This is a genomic window from Streptomyces sp. NPDC042371 (assembly GCF_056437465.1).
In genome coordinates this window covers 62762-88176 of the sequence record NZ_JBWKAP010000008.1, presented here as the reverse complement: position 1 = coordinate 88176, position 25415 = coordinate 62762, and the positions used below count along the sequence as shown (strand labels likewise).

18 protein-coding genes are annotated in these 25415 nt (G+C 70.2%); 8 read left to right on the top strand and 10 right to left on the bottom strand.

All coding sequences use genetic code 11. The features are described from left to right. Nucleotides 1-49: 49 nt before the first annotated feature. Nucleotides 50-1462 carry a YibE/F family protein gene (locus tag AC068B_RS24535; RefSeq protein WP_478673824.1) on the bottom strand — a complete coding sequence of 471 codons (1413 nt, stop codon included), beginning with the start codon at nt 1460-1462 and terminating at the stop codon, nt 50-52. A gap of 219 nt (nt 1463-1681) precedes the next feature. On the opposite strand from AC068B_RS24535, the gene thiC reads away from it, so the two are divergent. Continuing rightward, nucleotides 1682-3469: a phosphomethylpyrimidine synthase ThiC gene (thiC, locus tag AC068B_RS24530; RefSeq protein WP_478673823.1), complete on the top strand. Its 1788-nt coding sequence runs from the start codon at nt 1682-1684 to the stop codon at nt 3467-3469. A gap of 96 nt (nt 3470-3565) precedes the next feature. On the opposite strand, the gene AC068B_RS24525 is transcribed toward thiC, so the two are convergent. From AC068B_RS24525 to AC068B_RS24515, 3 genes are all read right to left on the bottom strand, one after another. Further along, on the bottom strand, nt 3566-4456 hold the full coding sequence (locus AC068B_RS24525; RefSeq protein WP_468565610.1) for a hypothetical protein: 891 nt from the start codon (nt 4454-4456) through the stop codon (nt 3566-3568). 180 nt (nt 4457-4636) lie between these two features. Next, the gene (locus tag AC068B_RS24520; protein ID WP_478674160.1) at nt 4637-5707 is read right to left on the bottom strand and encodes a metallophosphoesterase; all 1071 of its coding nucleotides are present in this window, start codon (nt 5705-5707) and stop codon (nt 4637-4639) included. A gap of 226 nt (nt 5708-5933) precedes the next feature. Further along, a complete protein-coding gene (locus tag AC068B_RS24515) occupies nt 5934-7055 on the bottom strand; it encodes a LacI family DNA-binding transcriptional regulator (protein WP_478673822.1) in 1122 nt (373 codons plus the stop codon). Between the two features lie 434 nt (nt 7056-7489). Between AC068B_RS24515 and hisC the strand changes: the two genes are divergently transcribed. The 6 genes from hisC to AC068B_RS24485 all read left to right on the top strand — a co-directional run bounded on the left by hisC (nt 7490) and on the right by AC068B_RS24485 (nt 17869). Then, nucleotides 7490-8569 carry a histidinol-phosphate transaminase gene (gene hisC, locus AC068B_RS24510; protein ID WP_356261163.1) on the top strand — a complete coding sequence of 360 codons (1080 nt, stop codon included), beginning with the start codon at nt 7490-7492 and terminating at the stop codon, nt 8567-8569. Nucleotides 8570-8802: 233 nt separating this feature from the next. Further along, a complete protein-coding gene (locus tag AC068B_RS24505; protein WP_468565606.1) occupies nt 8803-10347 on the top strand; it encodes a cytochrome ubiquinol oxidase subunit I in 1545 nt (514 codons plus the stop codon). A 19-nt stretch (nt 10348-10366) separates the two neighbouring features. Further along, nucleotides 10367-11371, top strand: coding sequence for a cytochrome d ubiquinol oxidase subunit II (gene cydB / locus AC068B_RS24500; protein ID WP_478673821.1), 1005 nt, complete (start codon nt 10367-10369; stop codon nt 11369-11371). A 36-nt stretch (nt 11372-11407) separates the two neighbouring features. After that, nucleotides 11408-14896, top strand: a complete 3489-nt coding sequence (gene cydD, locus AC068B_RS24495) for a thiol reductant ABC exporter subunit CydD (protein WP_478673820.1) — start codon at nt 11408-11410, stop codon at nt 14894-14896. A gap of 66 nt (nt 14897-14962) precedes the next feature. Beyond that, nucleotides 14963-16699: a sensor histidine kinase gene (locus AC068B_RS24490; RefSeq protein WP_478673819.1), complete on the top strand. Its 1737-nt coding sequence runs from the start codon at nt 14963-14965 to the stop codon at nt 16697-16699. Nucleotides 16700-16828: 129 nt separating this feature from the next. Beyond that, nucleotides 16829-17869 (top strand): M23 family metallopeptidase, encoded by a 1041-nt coding sequence (locus tag AC068B_RS24485; RefSeq protein ID WP_478673818.1) that lies wholly within the window; start codon nt 16829-16831, stop codon nt 17867-17869. 56 nt (nt 17870-17925) lie between these two features. Here AC068B_RS24485 and AC068B_RS24480 read toward each other — a convergent pair whose 3' ends face one another. Next, complete coding sequence (locus tag AC068B_RS24480) at nt 17926-18828, bottom strand: Cof-type HAD-IIB family hydrolase (protein WP_478673817.1); 903 nt, start codon at nt 18826-18828, stop codon at nt 17926-17928. Nucleotides 18829-18942: 114 nt separating this feature from the next. Here AC068B_RS24480 and AC068B_RS24475 point away from each other — a divergent pair, with 114 nt between their 5' ends. Then, nucleotides 18943-19854, top strand: a complete 912-nt coding sequence (locus tag AC068B_RS24475) for an LLM class flavin-dependent oxidoreductase (RefSeq protein WP_478673816.1) — start codon at nt 18943-18945, stop codon at nt 19852-19854. A 49-nt stretch (nt 19855-19903) separates the two neighbouring features. Here AC068B_RS24475 and AC068B_RS24470 read toward each other — a convergent pair whose 3' ends face one another. The 5 genes from AC068B_RS24470 to AC068B_RS24450 all read right to left on the bottom strand — a co-directional run bounded on the left by AC068B_RS24470 (nt 19904) and on the right by AC068B_RS24450 (nt 25217). Continuing rightward, nucleotides 19904-20473, bottom strand: a complete 570-nt coding sequence (locus AC068B_RS24470) for an RNA 2'-phosphotransferase (RefSeq protein ID WP_478673815.1) — start codon at nt 20471-20473, stop codon at nt 19904-19906. Nucleotides 20474-20614: 141 nt separating this feature from the next. After that, a complete protein-coding gene (locus tag AC068B_RS24465) occupies nt 20615-21547 on the bottom strand; it encodes a MerR family transcriptional regulator (RefSeq protein WP_478673814.1) in 933 nt (310 codons plus the stop codon). Nucleotides 21548-21622: 75 nt separating this feature from the next. Beyond that, nucleotides 21623-22555: a metal-dependent hydrolase gene (locus tag AC068B_RS24460; RefSeq protein WP_478673813.1), complete on the bottom strand. Its 933-nt coding sequence runs from the start codon at nt 22553-22555 to the stop codon at nt 21623-21625. Beyond that, nucleotides 22552-24369 carry an SDR family oxidoreductase gene (locus tag AC068B_RS24455; RefSeq protein WP_478673812.1) on the bottom strand — a complete coding sequence of 606 codons (1818 nt, stop codon included), beginning with the start codon at nt 24367-24369 and terminating at the stop codon, nt 22552-22554. The genes AC068B_RS24460 and AC068B_RS24455 overlap by 4 nt, the downstream gene beginning before the upstream one ends. Beyond that, nucleotides 24366-25217, bottom strand: coding sequence for a M24 family metallopeptidase (locus AC068B_RS24450; protein ID WP_478673811.1), 852 nt, complete (start codon nt 25215-25217; stop codon nt 24366-24368). The genes AC068B_RS24455 and AC068B_RS24450 overlap by 4 nt, the downstream gene beginning before the upstream one ends. Nucleotides 25218-25415 lie beyond the last annotated feature (198 nt).

Here is a 25415-nt window from a genome sequence, read left to right as displayed (position 1 = left end):
GATGACGTCAACAGGCGGAGGCTGATGGCATTTTGATGCATTTGGAGATCTAGCGCTTGCGGCGCCGACCCTTCCCCCCGCGGGGCGCCCGGATCGCCCCGCCGCCCGTCGCACTGCCTCCGTCGCGGCTGCCCACGACTGCCCCCGTGGCGGCGCCGGAGCCGGTGGTGCGGTCCGCCGAGACGACCAGTGCGGCCAGCGCCGTCGTCACGGGTACGGAGGCGACCAGGCCGATCGAGCCGATCAGGGTGCGCACGATCTCCTCGGCGACCAACTCGCTGTTGGCCACCGTGCCCACGCTGGACTGCGCGATGGAGAAGAGCAGCAGCAGGGGCAGCGCGGCACCCGCGTAGGCGAGGACGAGGGTGTTGACGACCGAGGCGATGTGGTCGCGGCCGATGCGGATGCCCGCGCGGTACAGGCCACGCCAGCCCATCGTCGGATTGGCCTGATGCAGTTCCCAGACGGCGGAGGTCTGGGTGACCGTCACGTCGTCGAGGACACCGAGCGAGCCGATGATGACGCCCGCGAGCAGCAGGCCGCTCATGTCGATGGACGGGTACAGGCCATGAATGAGGCCGGTGTTGTCGTCCGTGTTGCCGGTCAGCGCGGCCCAGCCGATGAAGAGCGAGCCGAGCAGGCCGATGAGCAGGAGGGAGATGAGCGTGCCGAGTACCGCGACCGATGTCCGGGCTGTCAGGCCGTGGCAGAGATAGAGCGCGATCAGCATGATGGCGCTCGCCCCGATCACCGCCACGACCAGGGGGTTCGATCCCTGCAGGATCGCCGGGAGGATGAAGAACGTGAGCACCATGAAGCTGATGGCGAGTGCGACCAGGGCCATTACGCCGCGCAGTCGGCCCACGACCACGACGGCGAGCGCGAAGATGCCGGCGAGCAGCGCCATCGGCATCTTGCGGTTCACATCGATGACGGAGTACTGCAGGCCTTCGGGGGCTTTGGGCTCGTAGGCGACCACCACCTGCTGGCCCTGCTTCAGTTGGCGCGGCGAGTCCGGCTGGATGATCTCCGTGAAGGTGCGGCCCTTGTCGTCGCCGCTGGTCACCTCGACCGTCGCCTTCTTGCAGGTGCCCGTCGCCGCGGACTGTGCGGACTGGCCCTCGGCCGTGGAGGTGTCTCCGTTCGGCGGGGTCTGCGAAGGGCTGAGGTCCTTGCAGGGCAGCTCCCGCACCTTCGTGACCTTCGCCGACTGTGTCTGCCGGTCGAATCCGACGCCGGTGCGTTCATGGCTCGGCGTGCCACCCGGCCACAGCACCATCAGGCCCACGACGACCGCGGTGGCGAAGGGAATCAGTACCGCGGCGATGACCTTGCGCAGATGCTTCGAGACCGGCGCGGCCGGGCCGTGGCTGTGCGAATGCCCGTGTCCGTGCCCCTCCGGAGGCGTCGCGGAAACAGGCGGCTGCGAGGGCGGTGGGGGCGGCGGCTCTGTGGTGGTCACTGCCCGATCATCGCAAGAACGGTAGGGGCCCTCTGTTCAGCGCGCCCGACATGACGCTAGCGTGGAGCCACCTTTGCAATCGCGGGAGCTCGGAGCACCGGGCTGAGAGGGCGCTGACCTTCGTACGAATCGGCACGAGATGTGCACGAACCGTACGGAAGCCGCTGCGTCGACCGCCGAACCTGTTACCGGGTAATGCCGGCGTAGGGAGTAGGTCTCATGACCACATCGGACGCACGCACGCCTGCCTCGACGCAGAACCAGAGCGACGAGGCCGGGAAGTCCATCGGCTGGCACAAGGCGTATGTCGAGGGTTCGCGCCCCGATCTGCGTGTGCCGGTCCGCCAGGTGCACCTCACCAATGGCAAGGCCGTCACCCTGTACGACACTTCGGGCCCGTACACCGACCCGTCGGCGGAGACCGACGTTCGCCGCGGCCTGGCGCCGCTGCGGGAGAACTGGATCATCGCCCGCGGCGACACCGAGGAGTATGTGGGCCGACCGCCGCGTCCCGAGGACGACGGCATCAAGCACACCTCGCCCCGCGGCGGGCTCAAGAACCTCGACGCGGTCTTCCCCGGCCGCCCCCGCCAGCCGCGGCGTGGCCGCGACGGCCAGGCGGTGACGCAGCTCGCGTACGCCAGGCGCGGCGAGATCACGCCCGAGATGGAGTTCATCGGGATCCGCGAGGGCATGGACCCCGAGACCGTGCGGGAAGAGGTCGCCGCGGGCCGCGCGGTGATTCCCGCCAACGTCAACCACCCGGAGATCGAGCCGATGATCATCGGCAAGAAGTTCCTGGTGAAGGTGAACGCCAACATCGGCAACTCCGCGGTCACCTCCTCCATCGAGGAGGAGGTGGACAAGATGACCTGGGCGACCCAGTGGGGCGCCGACACGGTCATGGACCTCTCCACGGGCCGCAACATCCACACCACCCGCGAGTGGGTCCTGCGCAACTCCCCCGTGCCGATCGGCACCGTCCCCCTCTACCAGGCCCTGGAGAAGGTCGACGGCAAGGCCGAGGAGCTGACCTGGGAGATCTACAAGGACACGGTCATCGAGCAGGCCGAGCAGGGCGTGGACTACATGACGGTCCACGCGGGAGTGCGCCTCCCGTACGTGCCGCTCACCGCGCGCCGCAAGACCGGCATCGTCTCGCGCGGCGGCTCGATCATGGCCGCCTGGTGTCTCGCGCACCACAAGGAGAGCTTCCTCTACGAGCACTTCGAGGAGCTCTGCGAGATCCTCGCGGCGTACGACGTGACGTACTCGCTCGGCGATGGTCTGCGGCCCGGATCGATCGCGGACGCCAACGACGAGGCGCAGTTCGCCGAGTTGCGGACGCTCGGGGAACTCAACACGATCGCCAAGCGTCACAACGTACAGACGATGATCGAGGGCCCCGGTCACGTCCCGATGCACAAGATCAAGGAGAACATCGACCTCCAGCAGGAGATCTGCGAAGAGGCGCCGTTCTACACGCTCGGCCCGCTGACCACGGACATCGCGCCCGCCTACGACCACATCACCTCCGGCATCGGCGCCGCGATGATCGGCTGGTGGGGTACGGCCATGCTCTGCTACGTCACGCCCAAGGAGCACCTGGGCCTGCCCAACCGCGACGACGTGAAGACGGGTGTCATCACGTACAAGATCGCGGCGCACGCGGCGGACCTCGCCAAGGGCCACCCGGGCGCACAGGACTGGGACGACGCGCTCTCGGACGCACGCTTCGAGTTCCGCTGGGAGGACCAGTTCAACCTGGCCCTCGACCCGGTCACGGCACGGGAGTTCCACGACGAGACCCTGCCGGCCGAGCCCGCGAAGACGGCACACTTCTGCTCGATGTGCGGGCCGAAGTTCTGCTCGATGAAGATCTCGCAGGACATCCGGCGCCAGCACGGCGGTGACCTCGGTTCCGAGGACATCGAGGCGGGGATGGAGCAGAAGTCCAAGGAGTTCGCGGCCGCGGGCAACCGGGTCTATCTGCCGATCGCCGACTGAGGCCCAGTGACTCAGGCTCCGTGGTCCCGCCCCCGGTCGGTGGCGGGGCCACGAAGCGGTGTCGCAGCCCCGAAGCGTTGCGGTTCGGCCGATCCGCTACTCCGGCTTGTGGTCGGGCCCGCCGAAGTCGGGGCTGGAGAAGTCGGGGCTCGAGTAGCTCGGCCGCGGCCCCGTCCTGCCGCCGTCCGGGCTGCTGAACCCCGGCCGGTGATAGCCGAGTTGCGGCATGCGGCCGTTGGCTCCCGAACCGCTCGGGTGCACTGACGGCGTGCGGGCGGCGGATGCACCGCCCGGCTCCGTCAGGGCCTCGCGCAGGAACGGCACGATGCCCCGATCGAGGAGCGCCTGGCCCCAGGCTTCCCTGGCGCGGGACACCGCCTCGTACCGCTCGCCGTGCAGATCTGCCTGGAGCGAGGTGGAGCCGTTGCGCAGGGCGGTCAGGAGCAGACCGCCCGCGGCGACCAGGATGCCCCCGGCGGTGAGCGCGCCGAACAGCCATCCCGCGGTGAGCAGGGTGTCCGCGAAGGCGGGCTCGGGGTTGAGCATCTTCAGGATGTAGCCGACGAGCAGGAAGATCGCGGCGGCCGTCCCCGCGAGGACGGGCGCGAGGACCGCGACGACAGCGATCGCCCCGGCTCCCGCTGCTGCCGGCTCGGCTACCTCGCCCATCGTGGTGGCGAGGCTGACGCCGCCGGAACCCGACTCCGCGGCGCTCTGTCCGCTCCCTTCGCGGATCGAAGTGGACGTCGGTCGAGGTTCGCGCAACTCCTCGCGAACCTTCACGTAGTGCGCGTACTCGGCCGCGGCAGCGGCCGTGATCAGCGCTGTCGCGTTCAGGGCCATGGTGCGCAGTTGTTCGGTGTTGAGCCGCTGGCCCACTGCGGCGAGTTCGGGACGGTCTGGTGCGGTGCGCAGCGCCTCATCGAGGATCCGCTCGTACTCGGGGCGGTCCTCATTGAGCAGGTGTGGAGCGCTGTTCATGTGCATCCCCCGATGCTCCGTAGGGCTGAGGCTCGCATGGCTACGAGCCGTTGGGCAGAAACGGAGGGGAGCCTGCTACGGATAAGCCGATGGTAGAGCCGTGACGGCACGCGGTGACAGGGGGTTTCCGGAAATTGCCCCCCTGGCCAGCGTGATCGTGTAGGGGGGCACCTGCCCAGAGAACGCTCAGATACCCAGGGGGAGTTGGCAGACCAGCAGCTTTCCGGCCATGGTCACTCCGCCGTCCATGGCGATGGCCAGACCGTCGGCGTAGACGTGCGGGCCCTCGATGACCGGGCCGCCGCCGTCCGACTCGTCCTCGGAGCCGACATCTCCCAGGAGGTAGGGGATGGGGCTGTGACCGTGGACGATGCGTGTGCCGCCGTACATGTCGAGAAGTTCGCGTACGGCCGAGGGGCCGGACTCGTCGCGGAACGCGAAGCGCTTGGTGAACTTGCGGAAGAGGTCCCAGCATTCGTCGGCGTCGTTGCGCGTGAGTGTCTCGCGGATGGTGTCGTTCACCGCCTCGATCGAGTCACCGTAATCCAGATAGGCGGTTGTGTCGGAGTGCACGAGCAGGTGGCCGTCGGCCTCCTCCATCGCGTCGAGGCGGGCCATCCACTGCAGGTGGTGGTCCTCCAGGCGCTCCATGTCGGTCTTCTGCCCGCCGTTCAGGAGCCAGGCGGCCTGGAAGGTGGCGGTGCCCGCGCCGGAGTTCACCGGGGTGTCCCCGAAGCGTTTGGCGCCGAGCAGGAGCAGCTCGTGGTTGCCCATGAGGGCCTTGCAGTAGCCGCCGGCGGCGGCGGCCTCCGCGGACAGCCGCATCACGAGGTCGATGACGCCGATGCCGTCGGGCCCACGGTCGGTGAAGTCACCGAGGAACCACAGGCGCGCGTTGCCCGCGGACCAGTTGCCCTCGGCATCGATGAGGCCCTGCTCCTGGAGGGCCGCGACGAGCTCGTCCAGATACCCGTGCACGTCCCCGACGACGAACAGGGGGCCGTGCTCCTCGCTCACCCGCGGCTGCGGGGGCTCCGGCATGACCTGCACCTGGACGGTGTCGCCACGGTTGATGACGGGCAGATCGCGCTGGGTGGGGGTGTACCCCTCATCCGGCGCCACGCCCTGAGTCCCTGGGCTCACCGGAGCGGGAACGGTCGTCTCATGGACGTACGCGGGTACGCGGAAGTCGCGAAGCGTCGCCGTCCGCACATCGGGTCCCTGACCGGCCCCCTGAGTCATCGACCCCTCCACCACCATTGCGCCGCATCTGCACCGAGATCGGACTGCTTGGTCGCAGCGGCCCGCGGTGTCGTCCGCCCATCATAGGAATGCGGCTCCCGCTGTGTGGTGCACCAGGGGTGGTGAATCGGTGCCGGACCCCGGTTCACCGCGCTTTTCTCCCGAATTGGGCAGAGGTTTCCCCGCTGGTGGCGGGGAGTATGCCGACCTCTGCCCGGGCCGGGAGTGTGGACGGGAGCGATCAGCCGGAGCCGGGCGAGCGGGGCGGGCTGACCGTCGTGCGCGGCGGACGTCGCTCGGACGAGGTGCGCACGATCAGTTCGGTCGGTATCACCTGCTCGACGGGGCGCTCCGAATCGAGACCCTCGATGGCGTCGATGAGGAGCTGGACGACGGCTGTGCCGATGCGCCGCGGCTTGAGCGAGAGCGTGGTGATGGGCGGTTCCGTGGTGGCGTACACCGTCGACTCGCTGCAGCAGACCAGCAGCAGGTCGTCGGGGACGCGCAGGCCGTACCGCCGGGCGGCGGCGAGCAGGTCGGTGCCGTTGGGGTCGAAGAGGCCGTAGACGGCGTCGGGGCGGTCGGGCCTGGCGAGCAGGCGGTCGGCGGCGACGGCGCCCGCGCAGGGGTCGTGCGCGGGATAGGACTCGTAGACCGGGTCCTGCCCGACGCGTTCGCACCAGCGCAGATAGGCCGTCGTGGACAGATGGGTGTACGTGTCCGTGGTGGTGCCGGTGAGCAGGCCGATCCGGCGTGCGCCGGCGGCGGCCAGGTGGTCGAGGATCTCAAGGACCGCGGCCTCGTGGTCGTTGTCGACCCAGGCGGTGACCGGCAGGGAACCTGCCGGGCGGCCGTCGGAGACCACCGGCAGGCCCTGTCGGACCAGCTCGCTGACCACGGGGTCGTGGTCCGAGGGATCGACGACCACGGTGCCGTCGAGTGCGACGTTGGACCACACGTCGACGGGGCTGCGACGGGAGGTGGCGGGCAGGATGACCAGGGCGTATCCCCTGGCGAGGGCGGCCGAGGTGGCGGCTCTGGCCATCTCGGCGAAGTAGGCGAACTCGGTGAAGGTGAAAGGTTCATCCCCGTACGTCGTCACGGTCAGGCCGATGAGGCCGGACTTGCCGGTACGGAGGGTGCGGGCCGCTGCGGACGGGCGATAGCCCAGCCGCTCTGCGACTTCGCGGACGTGGCGTCGGGTGGCGTCGGGCAGCCGACCCTTGCCGTTTAGGGCGTCGGAGACAGTCGTGATGGAGACACCGGCTGCGGCGGCGACGTCTCTGATGCCCGCTCGACTCTGCCGGTTACCCCGGCGTGCGGTCTCCGCTCGGCTCACCTGGTGCTTCCCTGCTGCTGTCATGGCGAGCCGATAGTAGGGCTCATGAGGGTGGGTAGCAGGGGCGCATATTCACTCGTTGACAGGCACGTTTCTGCATGGCGGAAGAGGGGCAATCGCCTTGGAATGCAAGGGAGTTGAACGGTTCAATGGGTAGCTGCCCCTGATCGTCGCGCGCGGGCCTGCCAAAGGTGCCAGGTCTCGAAGAGGTCTCAACTCACCTTCACGAGGGACGCGCGCCACGGAGCGAGCCACCGGCGCATGGGGGAGCACGGGGCGCTCCCCCCTCTGCGCGCGCCTTCGGCGGGAGCGGAGGCGGGAAGTTTCGTACGCCGATGTCGGAAGTCCGGACGCCGATGTCGGCAGCCCATTCGCAGCGGCGGCGAATCCTCATAAGGTAAGCAGTATTCGAACTGGTGTGACTGACAAGAGTGTGACTGGCCACGAGGAGGACTGCGGTGAGCGAGAAGAACCCGAGGCTGCGCGCCGAGCTGGAGGGGGTCCCCACCTACAAGCCGGGGAAGCCCGCGGCGGCGGACGGCCCGGCGGCCTACAAGCTGTCCTCCAACGAGAACCCCTATCCGCCGCTCCCCGGCGTCATGGAGAGCGCGCTCGCCGCTGCCGGGTCCTTCAACCGCTACCCCGACATGGCCTGCACGGCCCTGATGAGCGAGCTGGCCGACCGCTTCGGGGTGCCCGTCTCGCACATCGCCACCGGTACCGGCTCCGTCGGTGTCGCCCAGCAGCTGCTGCAGGCCACCTCGGGTCCGGGCGACGAGGTGATCTACGCGTGGCGCTCCTTCGAGGCGTACCCGATCATCACGCAGGTGAGCGGCGCCACGTCGGTGCGGGTGCCGCTGACGGACGGCGAGGTGCACGACCTCGACGCGATGGCTGACGCCATCACCGACCGCACCCGGCTCATCTTTGTCTGCAACCCCAACAACCCCACGGGCACCGTGGTCCGCCGGGCCGAGTTGGAGCGGTTCCTCGACCGGGTGCCGAGCGATGTCCTGGTCGTCCTGGACGAGGCGTACCGCGAGTTCATTCGTGACCCCGAGGTGCCGGACGGCATCGAGATCTACCGCGACCGTCCGAACGTCTGTGTGCTGCGTACGTTCTCGAAGGCGTACGGACTCGCGGGGCTGCGCGTCGGCTTCGCGGTCGCCCATGAGCCGGTGGCGGCCGCGCTGCGCAAGACGGCGGTGCCCTTCGGCGTGAGCCAGCTCGCGCAGGACGCGGCGGTGGCGTCGCTGCGCGCCGAGGACGAGCTGATGGGCCGGGTCGGCTCGCTGGTCGGCGAGCGCACGCGGGTGGTCGAGGCGCTGCGTGGGCAGGGCTGGACGGTGCCCGAGACGCAGGCGAACTTCGTGTGGCTGCGGCTGGGGGACCGTACGACCGACTTCGCGGCGGCGTGCGAGAAGGCAGGCGTGGTCGTGCGGCCGTTCGCGGGTGAGGGGATGCGGGCCACGATCGGCGAGACCGAGGCCAACGACATCTTCCTGCAGGCGGCGGAGGCCTTCCGCAAGGAGCTCTAGCCCGCCCTTGGGCGGTGGCGTTGTTGAAGTCCCAGGAAGGCCTCGGGTGACCCCCCGGGGCCTTCTTTCGCGTTCCCGTCGGTAAGGGACCCCCCTTTCGGGTTCCGACAGTCAGTACGACATAATGCTTGTGAATGTGAACGCGTTCACAAGCGTGTCCCGGTTAGTCCGGAGATCAGCGGGATAAAAGGGACAATCGGCCGCTGTGGGCACGGTGAGTAAGGAGAGACGCAGTGGACCTGGCTCTGGCGCCGGAAACTCTGGCGCGATGGCAGTTCGGCATCACGACCGTCTATCACTTCCTGTTCGTCCCCCTGACGATCTCGCTGGCCGCCCTCACGGCGATCCTCGAGACGGCATGGGTGCGGACGGGCAAGGAGCACTACCTCAGAGCGACGAAGTTCTGGGGAAAGCTGTTCCTGATCAATATCGCCATGGGTGTCGTCACCGGCATCGTGCAGGAGTTCCAGTTCGGCATGAACTGGTCCGACTACTCCCGCTTCGTCGGTGACGTCTTCGGGGCGCCGCTCGCCTTCGAGGCGTTGATCGCCTTCTTCTTCGAATCGACCTTCATCGGCCTGTGGATCTTCGGCTGGGACAAGCTGCCGAAGAAGCTGCACTGCGCGACCATCTGGATCGTCTCCATCGGCACGGTCCTGTCGGCGTACTTCATCATCGCCGCCAACGCCTTCATGCAGCACCCGGTCGGCTACAAGATCGTGGAGCGGGACGGCACCAAGCGCGCGGAGCTCACGGACTTCGCGAAGGTGCTCTTCCAGGAGACGACACTCGTCAACTTCTTCCACGTCATCTCGGCGGCCATCTTGGTCGGCGGCGCCTTCATGACCGGCATCGCCATCTTCCACCTGCGCAAGAAGCAGCACATCCGCACCATGCGGATGTCGATGCGGCTCGGCCTGGTCACCGCCTTCGTCGGCACCCTGCTCACCGTCGTCAGCGCCGACACCCTCGGCAAGGTGATGTACGAGCAGCAGCCGATGAAGATGTCGGCCGCCGAGGCGCTGTGGGAGACCGAGAAGCCGGCGCCGTTCTCGCTCTTCGCGTACGGAGATGTGGCCAAGGGCCACAACGACGTCGCCATAGAGGTGCCCGGCGTCCTGTCCTTCCTCGCCAAGAACAACTTCAACGCCGAGATCCCCGGCATCAACGACCTCAACAAGGAGGCACAGGAGAAGTACGGGCCCGGCGACTACCGGCCCAACATCCCCACCGCCTACTGGTCGTACCGCTGGATGATCGGCTTCGGCGGGGTCTCGATGGCGCTGTGCACCGCGGGCCTGTGGCTGACGCGGAAGAAGTTCTGGCTCGCGCCCGAGCACCGCACCGGGGCGGACGACATCCCCAAGCTGATGCTCACCAAGAACAAGGAGCTCGCGCCGAAGATCGGCAACTGGTGGTGGAAGCTCTCGCAGTGGACGTTGATCTTCCCCCTCATCGGTACCGCCTGGGGCTGGATCTTCACCGAGACGGGGCGGCAGCCCTGGGTGGTCTACGGAGTCCTGCGCACCCGGGACGCGGTCTCGCCCGGGGTCTCGCAGGGTGAGGTGCTCACCTCGCTGATCGGATTCACGCTGATCTACGCGATCCTCGCCGTGATCGAGGTGAAGCTGCTGCTCAAGTACGTCAGGAAGGGCCCGCCCGAGCTGACGGAGGCGGACCTCAACCCGCCCACCAAGATCGGCGGCCCCGGCTCGGGCAAGGACTCCGACTCGGACTCCGACTCCGATTCCGACCGGCCCATGGCCTTCTCTTACTGAAGGAAGGAGCGACGAGGACATGGAACTTCACAACGTCTGGTTCGTACTGATCGCCGTCCTGTGGATCGGCTACTTCTTCCTGGAGGGCTTCGACTTCGGGATCGGCATCCTGACCAAGCTGCTCGCCCGTGACCGGGTCGAGAAGCGGGTCCTCATCAACACCATCGGTCCCGTCTGGGACGGCAACGAAGTGTGGCTGCTCACCGCGGGCGGCGCGACCTTCGCCGCCTTCCCCGACTGGTACGCGACGCTCTTCTCCGGCTTCTACCTGCCGCTGCTGATCATCCTGATCTGCCTGATCGTGCGCGGTGTCGCCTTCGAGTACCGCGCCAAGCGGCCGGAGGAGCGCTGGCAGGCCAACTGGGAACACGCGATCTTCTGGACCTCGCTGATCCCGGCGGTGCTGTGGGGCGTCGCGTTCGGCAACATCGTGCGGGGCGTGAAGATCGACGCCCACAAGGAGTACGTGGGCAACTTCTGGGACCTGCTTAACCCGTACGCGATCCTCGGCGGGCTCGTCACCCTGACGCTGTTCACCTTCCACGGCGCGGTGTTCGCCTCGCTCAAGACGGTGGGCGACATCCGGGTGCGGGCGCGGAAGACGGCGCTGGGCCTTGGTCTGATCACCGCCGTCCTCGCGCTCGGATTCATGATCTGGACCCAGACCGACAAGGGCGACGGCAAGAGCCTGGTCGCGATGATCGTGGCAGTGGTCGCCCTGGTGGGTGCCATCGCGGCGATCAAGATCGGGCGCGAGGGCTGGTCGTTCGCGCTGTCGGGGATCACGATCGCGGCGGCCGTCGCGATGCTCTTCCTGACGCTCTTCCCGAACGTCATGCCGTCGTCGCTGAACGAGGAGTGGAGCCTCACGGTCACCAACGCCTCGTCCAGTCCGTACACGCTGAAGATCATGACCTGGTGCGCGGGCGTCGCGACACCGGTCGTGCTGCTCTACCAGTCGTGGACGTACTGGGTGTTCCGCAAGCGGATCGGCACGCAGCACATCGCTGACGCCGCGCACTGAGGCCGTTCACCAAGCCTGTTGAAGGGTGTGTTTCACGTGAAACCGATCGACCCGCGCCTGCTTCGGTACGCACGCGCCACTCGCTTCTTCCTCGTTGCGGTGGTGGTCCTCGGGCTGGCCGGGGCGGGCCTGGTCGTCGGGCAGGCGATGCTCATCGCCGAGATCGTGGTGGGGGCCTTCCAGGAAGGCCACTCCGTAGGTGACTTGGGCACGCCGCTGGTGCTGCTCGCCGTGGTGGCGGCGGGGCGAGGGCTGGTCTCCTGGCTGACCGAGCTCGCCGCTCACCGGGCGAGCGCGGCGGTCAAGTCGGAGCTGCGGGGGCGGCTCCTGGAACGGGCGGGGGAGCTCGGGCCGGGGTGGCTGACCGGTCAGCGGACCGGTTCGCTCGTCTCGCTCGCGACGCGCGGCGTGGACGCGCTCGACGACTACTTCTCGCGCTATCTGCCGCAGCTGGGGCTCGCGGTGGTGGTGCCGGTGGCGGTGCTCGCCCGCATCGTCACCGAGGACTGGGTGTCGGCGGCGATCATCGTCGTGACGCTGCCGCTCATCCCGGTCTTCATGATTCTGATCGGCTGGGCCACGCAGAACCGGATGGACCGCCAATGGCGGCTCCTCTCGCGGCTGTCGGGCCACTTCCTGGACGTGGTGGCGGGGCTCCCGACCCTGAAGGTGTTCGGCCGCGCCAAGGCGCAGGCCGAGTCGATCCGCAAGATCACCGGTGAGTACCGGCAGGCCACGATGCGGACGCTGCGCATCGCCTTCCTGTCGTCGTTCGCCCTGGAACTGCTCGCGACGATCTCGGTCGCGCTGGTCGCGGTGACCATCGGCATGCGGCTCGTGCACGGCGAGATGGAGCTGTACGACGGTCTCGTCGTCCTCGTCCTCGCGCCCGAGGCCTATCTGCCGCTGCGCCAGGTCGGTGCGCAGTACCACGCGGCGGCGGAGGGGCTCTCGGCCGCCGAGGAGATCTTCGAGGTCCTGGAGACCCCGGTGCCGGCCGCCGGGACCGGGGCGGCGCCTTCGGGTGTCCTGAGCGTGGAGGGCGTGACGGTCCGGTATCCGGGGCGGGCGTCCGACGCCGTCTCCGGGGCGTCGTTCGAGGTGGCGCCCGGGGAGACCGTGGCGCTCGTCGGGCCCAGCGGGGTGGGGAAGTCGACGCTTCTGAACGTGGTGCTCGGCTTCGTGCGGCCCGCCGAGGGGCGGGTGTGCGTCGGGGGCGTCGACCTGGCGGAGGTCTCGCCGGAGCGGTGGCGCGAGCGGGTCGCGTGGGTGCCGCAGCGGCCGCACCTGTTCGCCGGGACCATCGCGGAGAACGTGCGGCTCGCGCGGCCCGATGCGGACGGTGCACAGGTGCGGGGCGCCCTCCGGGACGCGGGCGCCCTGGAGTTCGTGGACGCGCTGCCCGCCGGGGCGGAGACCCTCCTCGGGGAGGACGGCGCCGGGCTGTCCGCCGGGCAGCGGCAACGGCTCGCGCTGGCCCGGGCGTTCCTCGCCGACCGGCCCGTGGTGCTGCTCGACGAGCCGACGGCGGCGCTGGACGGCGGCACCGAGGCGGGCGTGGTCGAGGCGGTCCGGCGGCTGGCCGTGGGGCGGACCGTGCTGCTGGTCGTGCACCGGCCCGCGCTGCTGGCTGTCGCCGATCGGGTGGTCCGGCTGGGTGCCTCCGTGGAGGGTGCTCGGCAGCGGGGGTTGCGCCCATCCGTGCCGCCCATCGGCACGGTTGCCCACAACGGGCAGGGCGCCGAGCCTGTAGCGCTGCCGGAAGATGCCCGCCCGAAGGGTGGTGTTCTGGCTCGTGTCAGGCACGCAGCGCGGGCCCGGCGGGGGCAGTTGGCTCTGGCTCTGTTGCTCGGGTCCCTCGCGCTCGCCAGCGCCGTCGGCCTCATGGCCACCTCCGGGTGGCTGATCTCGCGGGCCTCGGAGCAGCCCCCGGTGATGTACCTGATGATCGCCGTGACGGCGACCCGCGCCTTCGGCATCGGCCGCGCCGTGTTCCGGTACGCCGAGCGCCTCGTCTCGCACGACGCCGTGCTGCGGATGCTCGCCGACACCCGGGTCGCCGTCTACCGGCGCCTGGAGCGGCTCGCTCCGGCGGGCCTGCGCGGGGCCCGGCGCGGCGACCTCCTCTCCCGGCTGGTCGCCGACGTCGATGCCCTTCAGGACTACTGGCTGCGCTGGCTGCTCCCCGCCTCCGCGGCGGCCGTCGTCGGCGCCGGAGCCGTCGGGTTCACCGCCTGGCTGCTGCCCGAGGCGGGTGCCGTGCTCGCCGCCGGACTGCTCGCAGCGGGCGTCGGCGTGCCGCTGGTGAGCGGTGCCGTGGCCCGTCGCGCGGAGCGGAAGCTGGCTCCCGCGCGCGGGGTGCTCGCCACGCGCGTGGCCGATCTGCTCACGGGGACCGCGGAGTTGACCGTCGCCGGTGCGCTGAAGCGGCGTACGGCCAAGGCGGGCGAGGCCGATGCCGAGCTGACCCGCATCGCCTCCCGCGGCGCCACCGCGACCGCGCTCGGCGACGGACTCGGAGCCCTCTTCACCGGGCTCACCGTGGCCGCCGCCGCACTCGTCGGCGTGCAGGCGGTCCACGACGGACGGCTCGGCGGCGTCGCCCTCGCCGCGGTCGTCCTCACCCCGCTCGCCGCCTTCGAAGCGGTGATGGGGCTGCCGCTCGCCGTGCAGTACCGCCAGCGGGTCAGGAAGAGCGCTGAGCGCGTCTACGAGGTCCTCGACGCCCCCGTGCCGGTACCCGAGCCCGCCGAGCCCGCTCAGGCGCCGCAGACGCCCTTCCCGCTCCGTGTCGAGGGGCTGCACGCACGCCACGAGGGGCAGGACCGGGACGCCCTCGCGGGCGTCGGCCTCACGCTGGAACAGGGACGGCGGATCGCCGTGGTCGGCCCCTCCGGATCCGGCAAGACGACGCTGGCGCAGGTGCTGCTGCGGTTCCTCGGCGCGCAGGAAGGGACGTACACGCTCGGCGGCACCGACGCGGCGGCGCTGGACGGCGACACCGTGCGCGAGATGGTCGGGCTGTGCGCCCAGGACGCCCACATCTTCGACAGCTCGGTGCGCGAGAACCTGCTGCTCGCCAAGAAGGACGCCACGGACGCGGAGTTGCGCGACGCCCTGGAGCGGGCGCGGCTCGACGGCTGGGCCTACGCGCTGCCCGACGGTCTCGACACGCTCGTCGGCGAGCACGGGGCGCGGCTCTCCGGAGGGCAGCGGCAGCGTCTCGCGCTGGCCCGCGCGCTCCTCGCCGACTTCCCCGTCCTCGTACTGGACGAGCCCGCCGAACACCTCGACCTGCCGACCGCCGACGCCCTGACCGCCGACCTGCTGGCCGCGACCGAGGGGCGCACGACGCTGCTCATCACGCACCGGCTCGCCGGGCTCGACGCCGTGGACGAGGTGCTCGTCCTGGACGCGGGCCGGGTGGTGCAGCGCGGCACGTATGCGGAGCTTGCGGCGGCGGAGGGGCCGCTGCGGCGGATGCTGGACGTGGAGCGGGCGGCGGATCTGCTGGTGGCCGGGTGACGATGGTGGCCAGGCGTATGCGGTTTCGACTTTCCCCTGTAAATAGGACTTACTAGGCTCAAAGGCATGTCAGCACCCTCGGCCTCCGCCGATTCCCCGCCCCCCGACGGCTCACCGGACACGGTGGAGGCGGCGGCGCGGGCGACCCGCAGCCTCCAAGGGCTGTCGCCCGAGCTGACGTCACGGGTGCCGCAACTGCTCGAAGCCATGCGGTCGGTCGGCACCGGGCTCGAACTCCACATCACCCTGGACCGCATCTGCGAGACCGCCGCCGAGCTCGCCGACGCCCACTACGCGGCGATCGGCGTCGTCTCCGAGGACGGCGAGGGCCTCTCCGACTTCGTCTACCACGGCATCGACGGAGTGACCGCGGAACGGATCGGGCGCCTGCCGGACGGCCACAAGGGCCTGCTCGGCGCCCTCATCCACCAGCCGCGGACGCTGCGCCTCGCCGATCTCTCCGCCGACCCGCGCTCCTGCGGCTTCCCGGCCCACCACCCACCGATGCGTTCGTTCCTCGGCGTCCCCATCCGCGTCCAGGGAGAGATCTTCGGAAACCTCTATCTGACCGAGAAGCGCGACGGGGCGGAGTTCAACGACTACGACGTGCACATGGTCCGGGTGCTCGCCACGGAGGCGGGCATCGCCATCGGCAACGCACGCCTGTACGAGGCCGCCAAGCAGCGTGAACGGTGGATCGACGGCTCCGTGGCGGTCACCACCGCGCTGCTGTCCGGCAGCGACGCCGAGGAGGCCCTCTCGGTCGTCGCCGAGCAGGCCAGGCACCTCTCGGACTCGGCCGCGGGCATCGTGCTGCTGCCCGACGACGAGGGCGGCATGGAGATCGTCGCGGTCTCCTCGGACGAGCCCAACGGGGCGCTGGGCGTGATCGTCCCTCCGGAGAGCCGCATCGTCGCGGACCTCCTCGAAGGAGAGGCGGTCTTCATCGACGACGCGGCGTCCGACCCGCGCATCATGACCGAGATCGCCCGCGCCTACGGCCCCGTCATGATGCTGCCGCTGCAGAGCGACGGCCGGGTCCTCGGCACGCTGGTGACGCCCCGCGCGCGTGGGGCGCGTCCTTTCAGCGAGGCCGAGCGGACCCTCGCCACCCAGTTCGCCTCGCAGGCCGCACTCGCGCTGATGATGGCCGAGGCCCAGCGGGACCGGGAGCGGCTCGCGGTGTACGAGGACCGCGACCGGATCGCCAGGGACCTGCACGACCTCGTCATCCAGCGGCTGTTCGCGACCGGGATGATGCTGGAGAGCGCGCAGCGCAGGTCGGTCGTGCCGGAGGTGCAGGTCGGTGTCGGCAGGGCCGTCGACGAGCTGGACGTGACGATCCAGGAGATCCGCACGGCGATCTTCGCGCTGCAGCAGGGGCCCGCCGAGGCGCCGTCGGGGCTGCGCACCCGCGTCCTGCGCGAGATCAACATGGCTGCCGTCCCGCTGGGCTTCAAGCCCTCGCACCACTTCGTGGGCCCCGTCGACGCGGTGGTCGGCGAACTGACGGGCAAGAACCTCATCGCGGCGCTGCGGGAGGCGCTGTCCAACGCCTTCCGGCATGCGCAGGCCGCCCGCATCGACGTCGTGGTCGACTCGACCGTGGTCCTTCCCGACGGGCAGCACGGCGTGCGCCTGACCGTCGCCGACGACGGCGTGGGCATCGCGGAGGGTGGCCGTCGCAGCGGCCTGAAGAACCTCAAGCGGCGTGCCGAGTCGCTTGGCGGCGACAGCTGGTACGGGCCGGGCATCGGCGAGGAGGGCGGCGGTACGAAGGTGGTGTGGGAGGCGCCGTACTGAGCGTGTGCGGCGGGCAGGGCGGGGAGGCCCTGTTCGGCGGTATGCGTCTGGGCCGTACGGGGCACCGCGCCCCCCGAGTGCACGAGTCCGACGGGACCCGCACCGCCGGGGCGGGCAACGATCCGTGTCATGCCTCTGAGCCGCCGTCGTCCGCACCCGTTCGTCTGTGTGCCGGTGCTGCTGTGCGCGCTGCTCTGGCCCGCGCCTCCCGCCGCGTCCTCCGAGGGGCCGAGCGCGAGCGCCGACGTGGCACGGCTCTACGAAGAGGCGTCCGCCGCGACCGCACGCTACGTAGAGGGGCGACAGGCGGCCCGCGTCCAGAAGGTGAAGGTCCGGAAACTGGACCGGCTCCTGAAGAAGGAGCGGCACCACATGGCGGTGCTGCACGGCGACCTGGGCAGGCTGGCCCGCGACCAGTACCGCACCGGCGGCGGCCTGCCCTACACCGCGCAACTGCTCCTCGCCGACAGCCCGGACGCCCTGATGCGCGGCAAGCAGGCCATGCTGCAGGCGGACCTGGCCGTCAACAGTGCCGTCACCAAGACCCGGCGGGCGGCGGTGGGCCTGGCCGTCGCCAAGCGCAGGGCGGACCGCGCCAAAGGGTCCCTGGAACGGCACAACGCGCGTCTTGGGGAGCTCAAGCGCGGCATCGAGCGGAAGCTGGAGACGGCGCGGTGGACCCTCCAGGGCGAGGCCGACCGGTCGGTCGCCGCGGGGCAGTGCCGCGGTGCCGTGCGGCTGGACCAGCAGAGGACGCCCGTCACGCGCGCGTGGGTGACGCCGGTGGAGTCCTACGAGCTCTCGGCGGGCTTCGACAGCGCGGGTGAGCGCTGGTCCCACCGGCACACCGGGCAGGACTTCGCGGTCGGCATCGGGACGCCCGTGCGGTCGGTCGGCGCCGGGCGGGTGGAGAGCGTGTCGTGCGGCGGGGGCTTCGGCATCGAGGTCGTGGTGCGGCACAAGGGCGGGTACTTCACGCAGTACGCGCACCTCGCGGCCGTCACCGTCGACCAGGGGGACCGGGTGCGGGCGGGGCAGTGGGTCGGGCAGGCCGGTACGACCGGCAACTCGACCGGCCCGCACCTGCACTTCGAGACGCGGCTCACGCCCTACCTGGGGTCGGCGGTCGACCCGCGGAAGTGGCTGGCGGAGCGGGGCGTCACGTTGTGAAGCGCGTGCTCTGCATCGCCTGTGAAGCGTGACCTCTGAGTCGTCGAGCGCCTGCTCTAGATCAGTATCTGCTCGATCACGACCGCGACGCCGTCCTCGTTGTTGGCGACCGTGCGTCCGGAGGCCGCGGCGATGACGTCCGGGTGGGCGTTGCCCATCGCGTACGACGTACCCGCCCAGGCGAGCATCTCGATGTCGTTCGGCATGTCTCCGAAGGCGACGACTTCCGCAGGGGTGATGCCGCGCTCGGCGCAGCACAGCTCCAGGGTGCTCGCCTTGGAGACGCCGGGTCCGCTGATCTCCAGGAGGGCGCTGGGGCTCGACCGGGTGACGGTGGCGCGGTCGCCGATGGCCGCGCGGGCGAGCACCAGGAACTCGTCGGGCGCGAGACCGGGGTGGAAGGCGAGCACCTTCAGGACGGGCTGCTCGACGCCCGTGGAGTCCGCGAGGGCCTCGGCGAGGAGCTTCTCGGCGGGCGCGACGCTCTCGCCCGGCTCCATGTGGAGCGGCGGGTACGTCTCCTCGTGGTGCAGTCCCCCGGTCCGCTCGATCGCGAAGGACGTGCCAGGCGCGGCGGCGCGCAGCCTGCGGACGACGTCGAGCGCGCGCTCCCGCGCCAGCTCGCGGATCTTGACGAAGCTGTGGGTGCCGGGGCCGCCGTGCAGGTCGACGACCGCGGCGCCGTTGCCGCAGATGGCGAGGCCGTGACCGTGGACGTGGGCGCTGACGACGTCCATCCAGCGGGCCGGGCGGCCGGTCACGAAGAAGACCTCGATCCCCGCTGCCTCGGCGGCCGCGAGGGCGGCGACGGTGCGGTCCGAGACCGACTTGTCGTCGCGCAGCAACGTGCCGTCCAGGTCCGTCGCGATCAGCCGGGGCCGCGGCCGCGGTGCGGCCTGGCTGCTGGCTGCGGGGGCGGTGGAGGCCGGGGTCTGGGGCCCTGGGGTAGCTGAGGTCACGCCATCGATTGTCCCGCACATGCCTGCACGGCCGTGCGCTGGGGCGCACATTTGAGTGGGCGGGCGCACCTCGCGGCCCTCGCGCGTCGAGCCGGTCGCCGTAAGCTCTGAGACATGAGTCTGCGCCTGAGCACCGTGATTCTTCCCGTACGCCGCTGGAACGAGGGCGGCCGCGATCAGTGGCTGCGTGCCGAGGAGCTCGGCTTCCACACGGCGTACACTTACGACCACCTGGCCTGGCGCACGTTCCGTGACGGCCCGTGGTTCGGCGCGGTGCCCACGCTGACGGCCGCCGCGACGGCCACCGAGCGGCTGCGTCTGGGGACGCTCGTCACGTCGCCCAACTTCCGGCACCCGGTGACGCTCGCCAAGGAGCTCATCTCGCTGGACGACATCTCCGGTGGCCGGATCACGCTCGGCATCGGCGCGGGCGGCAACGGTTTCGACGCCACGACGCTGCTGAAGGGCGACGAGGAGCCCTGGACCCCGCGCGAGCGCGCCGACCGGTTCGGGGAGTTCGTGCCGCTGCTCGACCGGCTGCTGACCGAGGACTCGGTGACGTACGAGGGGACCTTCTACTCGGCGCGCGAGGCGCGCAACATCCCGGGCTGTGCGCAGCGGCCGAGGCTGCCCTTCGCCGTCGCGGCCACCGGCCCGCGCGGTCTGCGGCTCGCGGCCCGGCACGGGCAGGCGTGGGTGACCACGGGGGACCCGAAGCTCTTCGAGGCGGGCACGCCCGAGCAGTCCCGCGAGGCGATCCGGGGGCAGGTCGACAAGCTCGGCAAGGCGTGCGCGGAGGCCGGTCGTGACGTGGCCGAACTGGACAAGATCCTTCTGACGGGGTTCACCCCGGACCGCAACGGCCCGCTGGAGTCGCTGGACGCCTTCGTGGACTTCGCGGGACGCCACCAGGAGCTCGGCTTCACCGAGCTCGCCGTCCACTGGCCGATCCCCGGCTCCGACTTCGCCGCGGACCAGGCGGTCTTCGAGAAGATCGCCACGGAGGCCGTGGCCCAGCTCGGCTGAAGGCGCCGGACGAGGACCACTGCGGGCCCGGACCAGTGGGGGCCCGGGATCAGCGCGGGCCGGGAAACCGCAGGAAGCCGGGCGGGACGGAGGCCGTGAGCCAGACGCCGTTGGCGCTGACCTGGAAGAGGTGTCCCTCGCGGTGCATGGCGCCCGCGTCCACGGACAGGACGACGGGCCGTCCCCGGCGGGCGCCGACGCGTGTCGCGGTCTCGCGGTCGGGCGAGAGATGCACCGCGTGCCGGTTCATGGGGCGCAGGCCTTCGGCGCGGATCGCGGCCAGCCGGGCGGCGATGGTGCCGTGGTAGAGGTACGCGGGCGGGGCCGCAGGGGGCAGATCGAGGTCGACGTCGACGGAGTGGCCCTGGCTGGCGCGGATCCGGCCGTCCTCGACGGCGAAGCGCTGCTTGTCGTTGACGGCCACCACGTGGTCGAGCTCGGCCCGTGTGATGGGGAAGCGGTGGGCGGCGGCAGCGGCAAGGAGCGCGTCGATCTCCACCCAGCCGTTCGCGTCGAGGGTGAGTCCGATCCGCTCCGGGCTGTGGCGCAGATGCCTCGACAGGTATTTGGACACCTTCACGGTGCGATGTTCTTCCGCTGAGGCGGGCCCTTCTTTCATGTCTTCAGCGTCTCGGTCTTCCGTTCTCCGCGCACTCGATTTTCGTCCACCGGCATTTCATCGAGAAATGGCAGCTCAAAGGTTTGATCCACAGCCAAGTCGAGTTATCCACAGGCTAGTTGGTGATTCTGTGGACAACTCTCAAGCGGTAGGCGGTATTTGGCCAACTTGACTGTCTGTGGGTGGAATTGCCGCAAGTGCGTCCAATGTCCTTGTCTGTACCTCACGTTCGGCAGCCGCCGCGATGAACGCAGCCGCGTTCGCATCGCCAACCAGGGCCTGCACGGCCTGCATTGTGGAGGCGGGGAGTGCCACCTTCTGTGGCTCTTCAGCGAGAGGCGCCTGCCCTCCCGACTCCAGATGCTGACGGAGGTGCTGGGTGGCGAACAAGCGCATGGCGCGGGCCAGTTCCGCGTCGACCGACTGCTGGGCGAGCGGTCGCAGCTTGCGTACGAGAGACGCCGCCTCGGCCGCGTCCGCCTCCGTCGGCGGGTGGTGATCGAGATAGCGCGCGAAGACGTGCTCGGTGGTGAACTCCAGGAAACGGGAAGCTATGTGCTCGACCTGCCCCCTCAACTCGCGCAAATGCCCCGAAATTGCGGACAGCGGAACCCCGGCCGCGTACAACTCCACCGCCACGGACAATTCTTGAGGGCTCGGCACCAGGAACTCGTCCTCGCGTCCCGGCACCGGTTCGAGCACACCGAGCGCGACCGCGTCGGCCACCGCCGCCTCGTCCGGATTGCCGCCGAACGCCGCGTCGAGCTCCGCGCGGGTGATCCGGTCCGCCTTCTCGTCCGTCCACGGCCCGTCGACCTCGGCGGCGAGGCCGAGCACCCCGCCCAGGCCGCGCCCGGCGTCCCAGGCCTCCAGGAGCTCCTTGATGGAGGCCAGGGTGTACCCACGGTCAAGCAGATCCGCGATCTGCCGCAGCCGCGCCAGGTGCGCGTCCCCGTACACATTGGCCCGGCCGCGCCGCTCCGGGCGGGGCAGCAGCCCGCGGTCCTGATAGGCGCGGATCGTGCGGACCGTCGCACCGCTGTGGTGCGCCAGGTCCTCGATGCGGTACTCCACGCTGCCCGTCCTCCGTGATGACTCGTGCCGAAGCCTTGCGCCGAAGACCGGCCCGGGCCCCCGGGCCCCAAAGCCCTAGCCGGTGGCCGTCCGGCCGATCGCGCCCGCCGCCACCCGCGCCGCGGGCGACTGCGCCAGATACTCGACGGCCTTGCGCAACGAGCCTTCCTGTGAGGGATGGTACGACCGTCGCAGGTAGCGCGGTATCGCCGTGCCGAGCTCGCGCCAGGTGGGCAACAGGCCCTTCTTGACCGCCCTGTTGTGCTCCGCCAGTGAGTACCGCAAGCGGCCCGCCAGTTGGGGGTCGTTGCGGATCAGATAGGCGGTGCCCCACATCCACAGGTACAGCATCACCGGCGCCGTGACCGTCATGCCCGCGATACGGCGGGCATACCGGGGCAGGCCCCGGCGGCCGCAGTGCTGGAACATGTCGAAGGCGACCGCGCGGTGCTCGACCTCCTCCGCGCCGTGCCATCGCAGCAGGTCGAGCATCACCTCGTCGGACCCCGCGCGGTCGAGGCCCTCGGCGTGCAGGACCCAGTTGCCCAGGACCGCCGTGAACTGCTCGATGGCGGCGATGATCGACAGCCGGAAGCGCAGCCACTCCTGCGTCGGCACCGGTGCTCCCAGCGGCGGCCTCTCGCCGAGGAGCCGCTCGAAGAGGAAGTCGACGTACCGGGTGAAGTCGGCGGTGTCGAGGCGCTGGGCGGCCAGGTGGTCCAGCACGTGCGCGTGCTGCACGCTGTGCGTGGCCTCCTGGCCCATGAACCCCTTGACGTCCCCGCGCAGCACCGGGTCGGTGATCAGCGGCAGGCCTTCCTTGAAGACCTTCACGAACCACCGCTCCCCCGCAGGGAGAAGCAGATGCAGGACGTTGATGACGTGGGTGGCGGTCGGCTCGTCCGGTATCCAGTGCAGCGGTGTCCCGTCCCAGTCGAACGAGACCCGGCGCGGAACGATCGTGTAGTGCTCCTCGGCGCGTGTGTCGGGATCCTTCTCCTTGCTCACAACGGCGGCTCCAATCGGGCTATCGCACGCAGGGCCTTGGGGCTGAAGCGCGACATGAAGCGGGCACCGCGGGCCTCGGGGGTGACCGGGACCACCGCCTGGTTCTTCACGACGGCGTGCAGGATCGCGTCGGCGACCTTCTCCGGCGGGTAGTTCCGCAGGCCGTACAGCCGGGCGGACTTCTTCTGGCGGCGCTTCTCCTCGTCCGCCCCGACGCCGACGAAACGGGACGTCGTCGTGATGTTCGTGTTCACGAAGCCCGGGCAGATCGCGGAGACGCCGATGCCCTGGTCCGCGAGCTCCGCGCGCAGGCACTCGCTGAGCATCAGGACCGCCGCCTTCGAGGTGCTGTAGGCGGGCAGGGTCTTCGACGGCTGATACGCCGCCGCCGACGCGGTGTTCACGATGTGACCGCCCTGGCCGCGCTCGGCCATCTGCTTGCCGAAGAGCCTGCAGCCGTGGATCACACCCCACAGATTGACGTCGAGGACCTTCTTCCAGTCCTCGCCGGTGGTGTCGAGGAAGGAGCCCGCGAGGCCGATGCCCGCGTTGTTCACGAGGACGTCCACCACGCCGTACTCCGCGGCGACGCGGGCGGCGAGCTTCTCCATGGCCTGCTCGTCGGAGACGTCGACCGCCTCGCCCCAGGCATCAGGGGCGCCTATCAGGCGGGACATCTCCGCCGTGCGGGCCGCGCTCTCCGCGTCCCGGTCGACGGCCACCACGCGCGCGCCCGACTCGGCGAACGCGAAGGCGGTGGCCCGACCGATGCCGCTGCCCGCCCCGGTGACCAGGACGAGCTGGCCGCCGAACCGGTCGGCGTGCTTCCCGGTGGCGGCGCTGTCCTTGGTGGGCAGCCCGTCCTCGTTCGCCGTGATGAACTCGCCGATCCACGCCGACAGCTGGTCGGGCCTGGTGCGCGGCACCCAGTGCTTGGCAGGGAGGGTGCGGCGGACCAGCTGCGGGGCCCACAGCTCCAGCTCGTCGTAGAGCCGCTCGGACAGGAAGATGTCCCCGGAGGGCGTGATGAGCTGCACGGGCGCGTGGGCGTACGCATCGGGGCGCGGCTTGCGCAGCCTCGCGCGGACGTTGTCCCGGTAGAGCCAGGCGCCGTGCGCGGCGTCCTGGGGCAGCGACGCCGTCGGATAGTCGCCCGCGGGGACCTTCTCCACGCGCTGCAGGATCTTCGGCCACTGCTTGCCGAGCGGCCCGCGCCAGGCGAGCTCGGGAAGGACCGGGGTGTGCAGCATGTACACGTACCAGGACTTGGCGCCCTGGCCGAGCAGTTGGCCGACCTTGCGGGGGGTCGGCCGGGACATGCGCTGCTTGATCCAGTGACCGAAGTGGTCGAGCGAGGGCCCCGACATCGAGGTGAAGGACGCGATGCGGCCCTCCGTCCGCTTGACCGTGACGAACTCCCAGGACTGCACCGATCCCCAGTCGTGCCCGACCACGTGCACCGGCTTGTCCGGGCTGACCGTGTCGATGACCGCCACGAAGTCGTCGGTCAGCTTCTCCAGGGTGAAGCCGCCGCGCAGCGGCTGCGGGGCGGTGGACCTGCCGTGGCCCCGGACGTCGTACAGCACGACGTGGAAGTGGTCGGCGAGGCGCTCGGCGACCTCGGACCACACCTCCTTGGAGTCCGGGTAGCCGTGGACCAGCAGGACCGTGGGCCGGTCCGGGTCGCCGAGCTCGGCGACGCACAGCTCCACCCCGCCCGTCCGCACCCAGCGCTCGCGCGCGTCCCGCAGGCCCCCGCCGGTGTCCTTGCCGGTGCCCTCGGCGATGTCTCCGGTCGTGTCTCCGGTCGTCATGCGGCGGCCCTCTCCTCAGCCCAGCGCCGCACATGCGGCAGATCGTCGTCCAGCCAGAACGCGCTCTGTTCGGGATCCTTGGAGTCGGTGACGACCAGGATCTCCTCGAACTTCGCGCCCGTACCCCTGAATCCGAGGTGCGGCTCGACCGCCCAGAGCCCCTTCCGGGGCGGGTGGTCGGAGAACTTGTACGGGGACCACAGCGGCGACCAGCCGTCCCGGTGGCCGTGCAGGGCGTCGCTCGCCAGGCCCTTCAGCGACTGCGTGCCGAACCCGAAGAGGTGCGGGGTCAGGCGGCGCTCCTTGACCCGGTCGATCTTGTGCGCGATGACACCGAACGGATATGCCCTATGACGGTTCGCATAGCCCTGGCGGACCATGAGGCGGTCGACGTCCTCGTAGATCTCGCGGAGCGGGCGGCGCTCGCGGACCTCGCGCAGGAGCAGCTCGCGGTGCGCCTCCAGATCGGCGAGGAGCTTGTCGTGCACGGGGTTGAGGCCGAGACAGCCGGAATAGCCGATGTCCGCCGTGAACCCCTTGTAGACCGGGGCCATGTCGAGGATGAACGGCATCCCCGGCTCCAGCCTGCGGTTGGTGGGGAAGAACTGCAGCGGTATCCGGAAGTTCACGAACGCCGTGCGGTCCCCGAACCAGGCGAAGGGCAGGTGGAACCAGTCCCGCACGCCCCGCTCGCGCAGCCACTCGCGCTGCATCCGCGCCGCCTCGCGCTCCGTCACACCCGGCTTGAGCTGTGCCGCGACTGCTTCCGCGCATGCGTACGCAAGGGTCTGTACCTCTCTGAACCCCCGCAGTTCCGCGGAGAGTTCGCCTGCCACTGCTGAGGTCATGCCACCGTCCGTCCCGAGTCCGGTCTTCCCGTGTCCGGTCCATCGCCGTACGCGGTCGTAACTTGACACTGATGAATGTGACAATGCCCAGCGGCTACGTCAATAGTTCTGCCCAACCCTGCGGGCAAGGTCCGGAAGAACCCCCAGGGGTCGACTTCCGGACGACCCCTACGGGCCCGTAATACTCCAGAGTGAGGG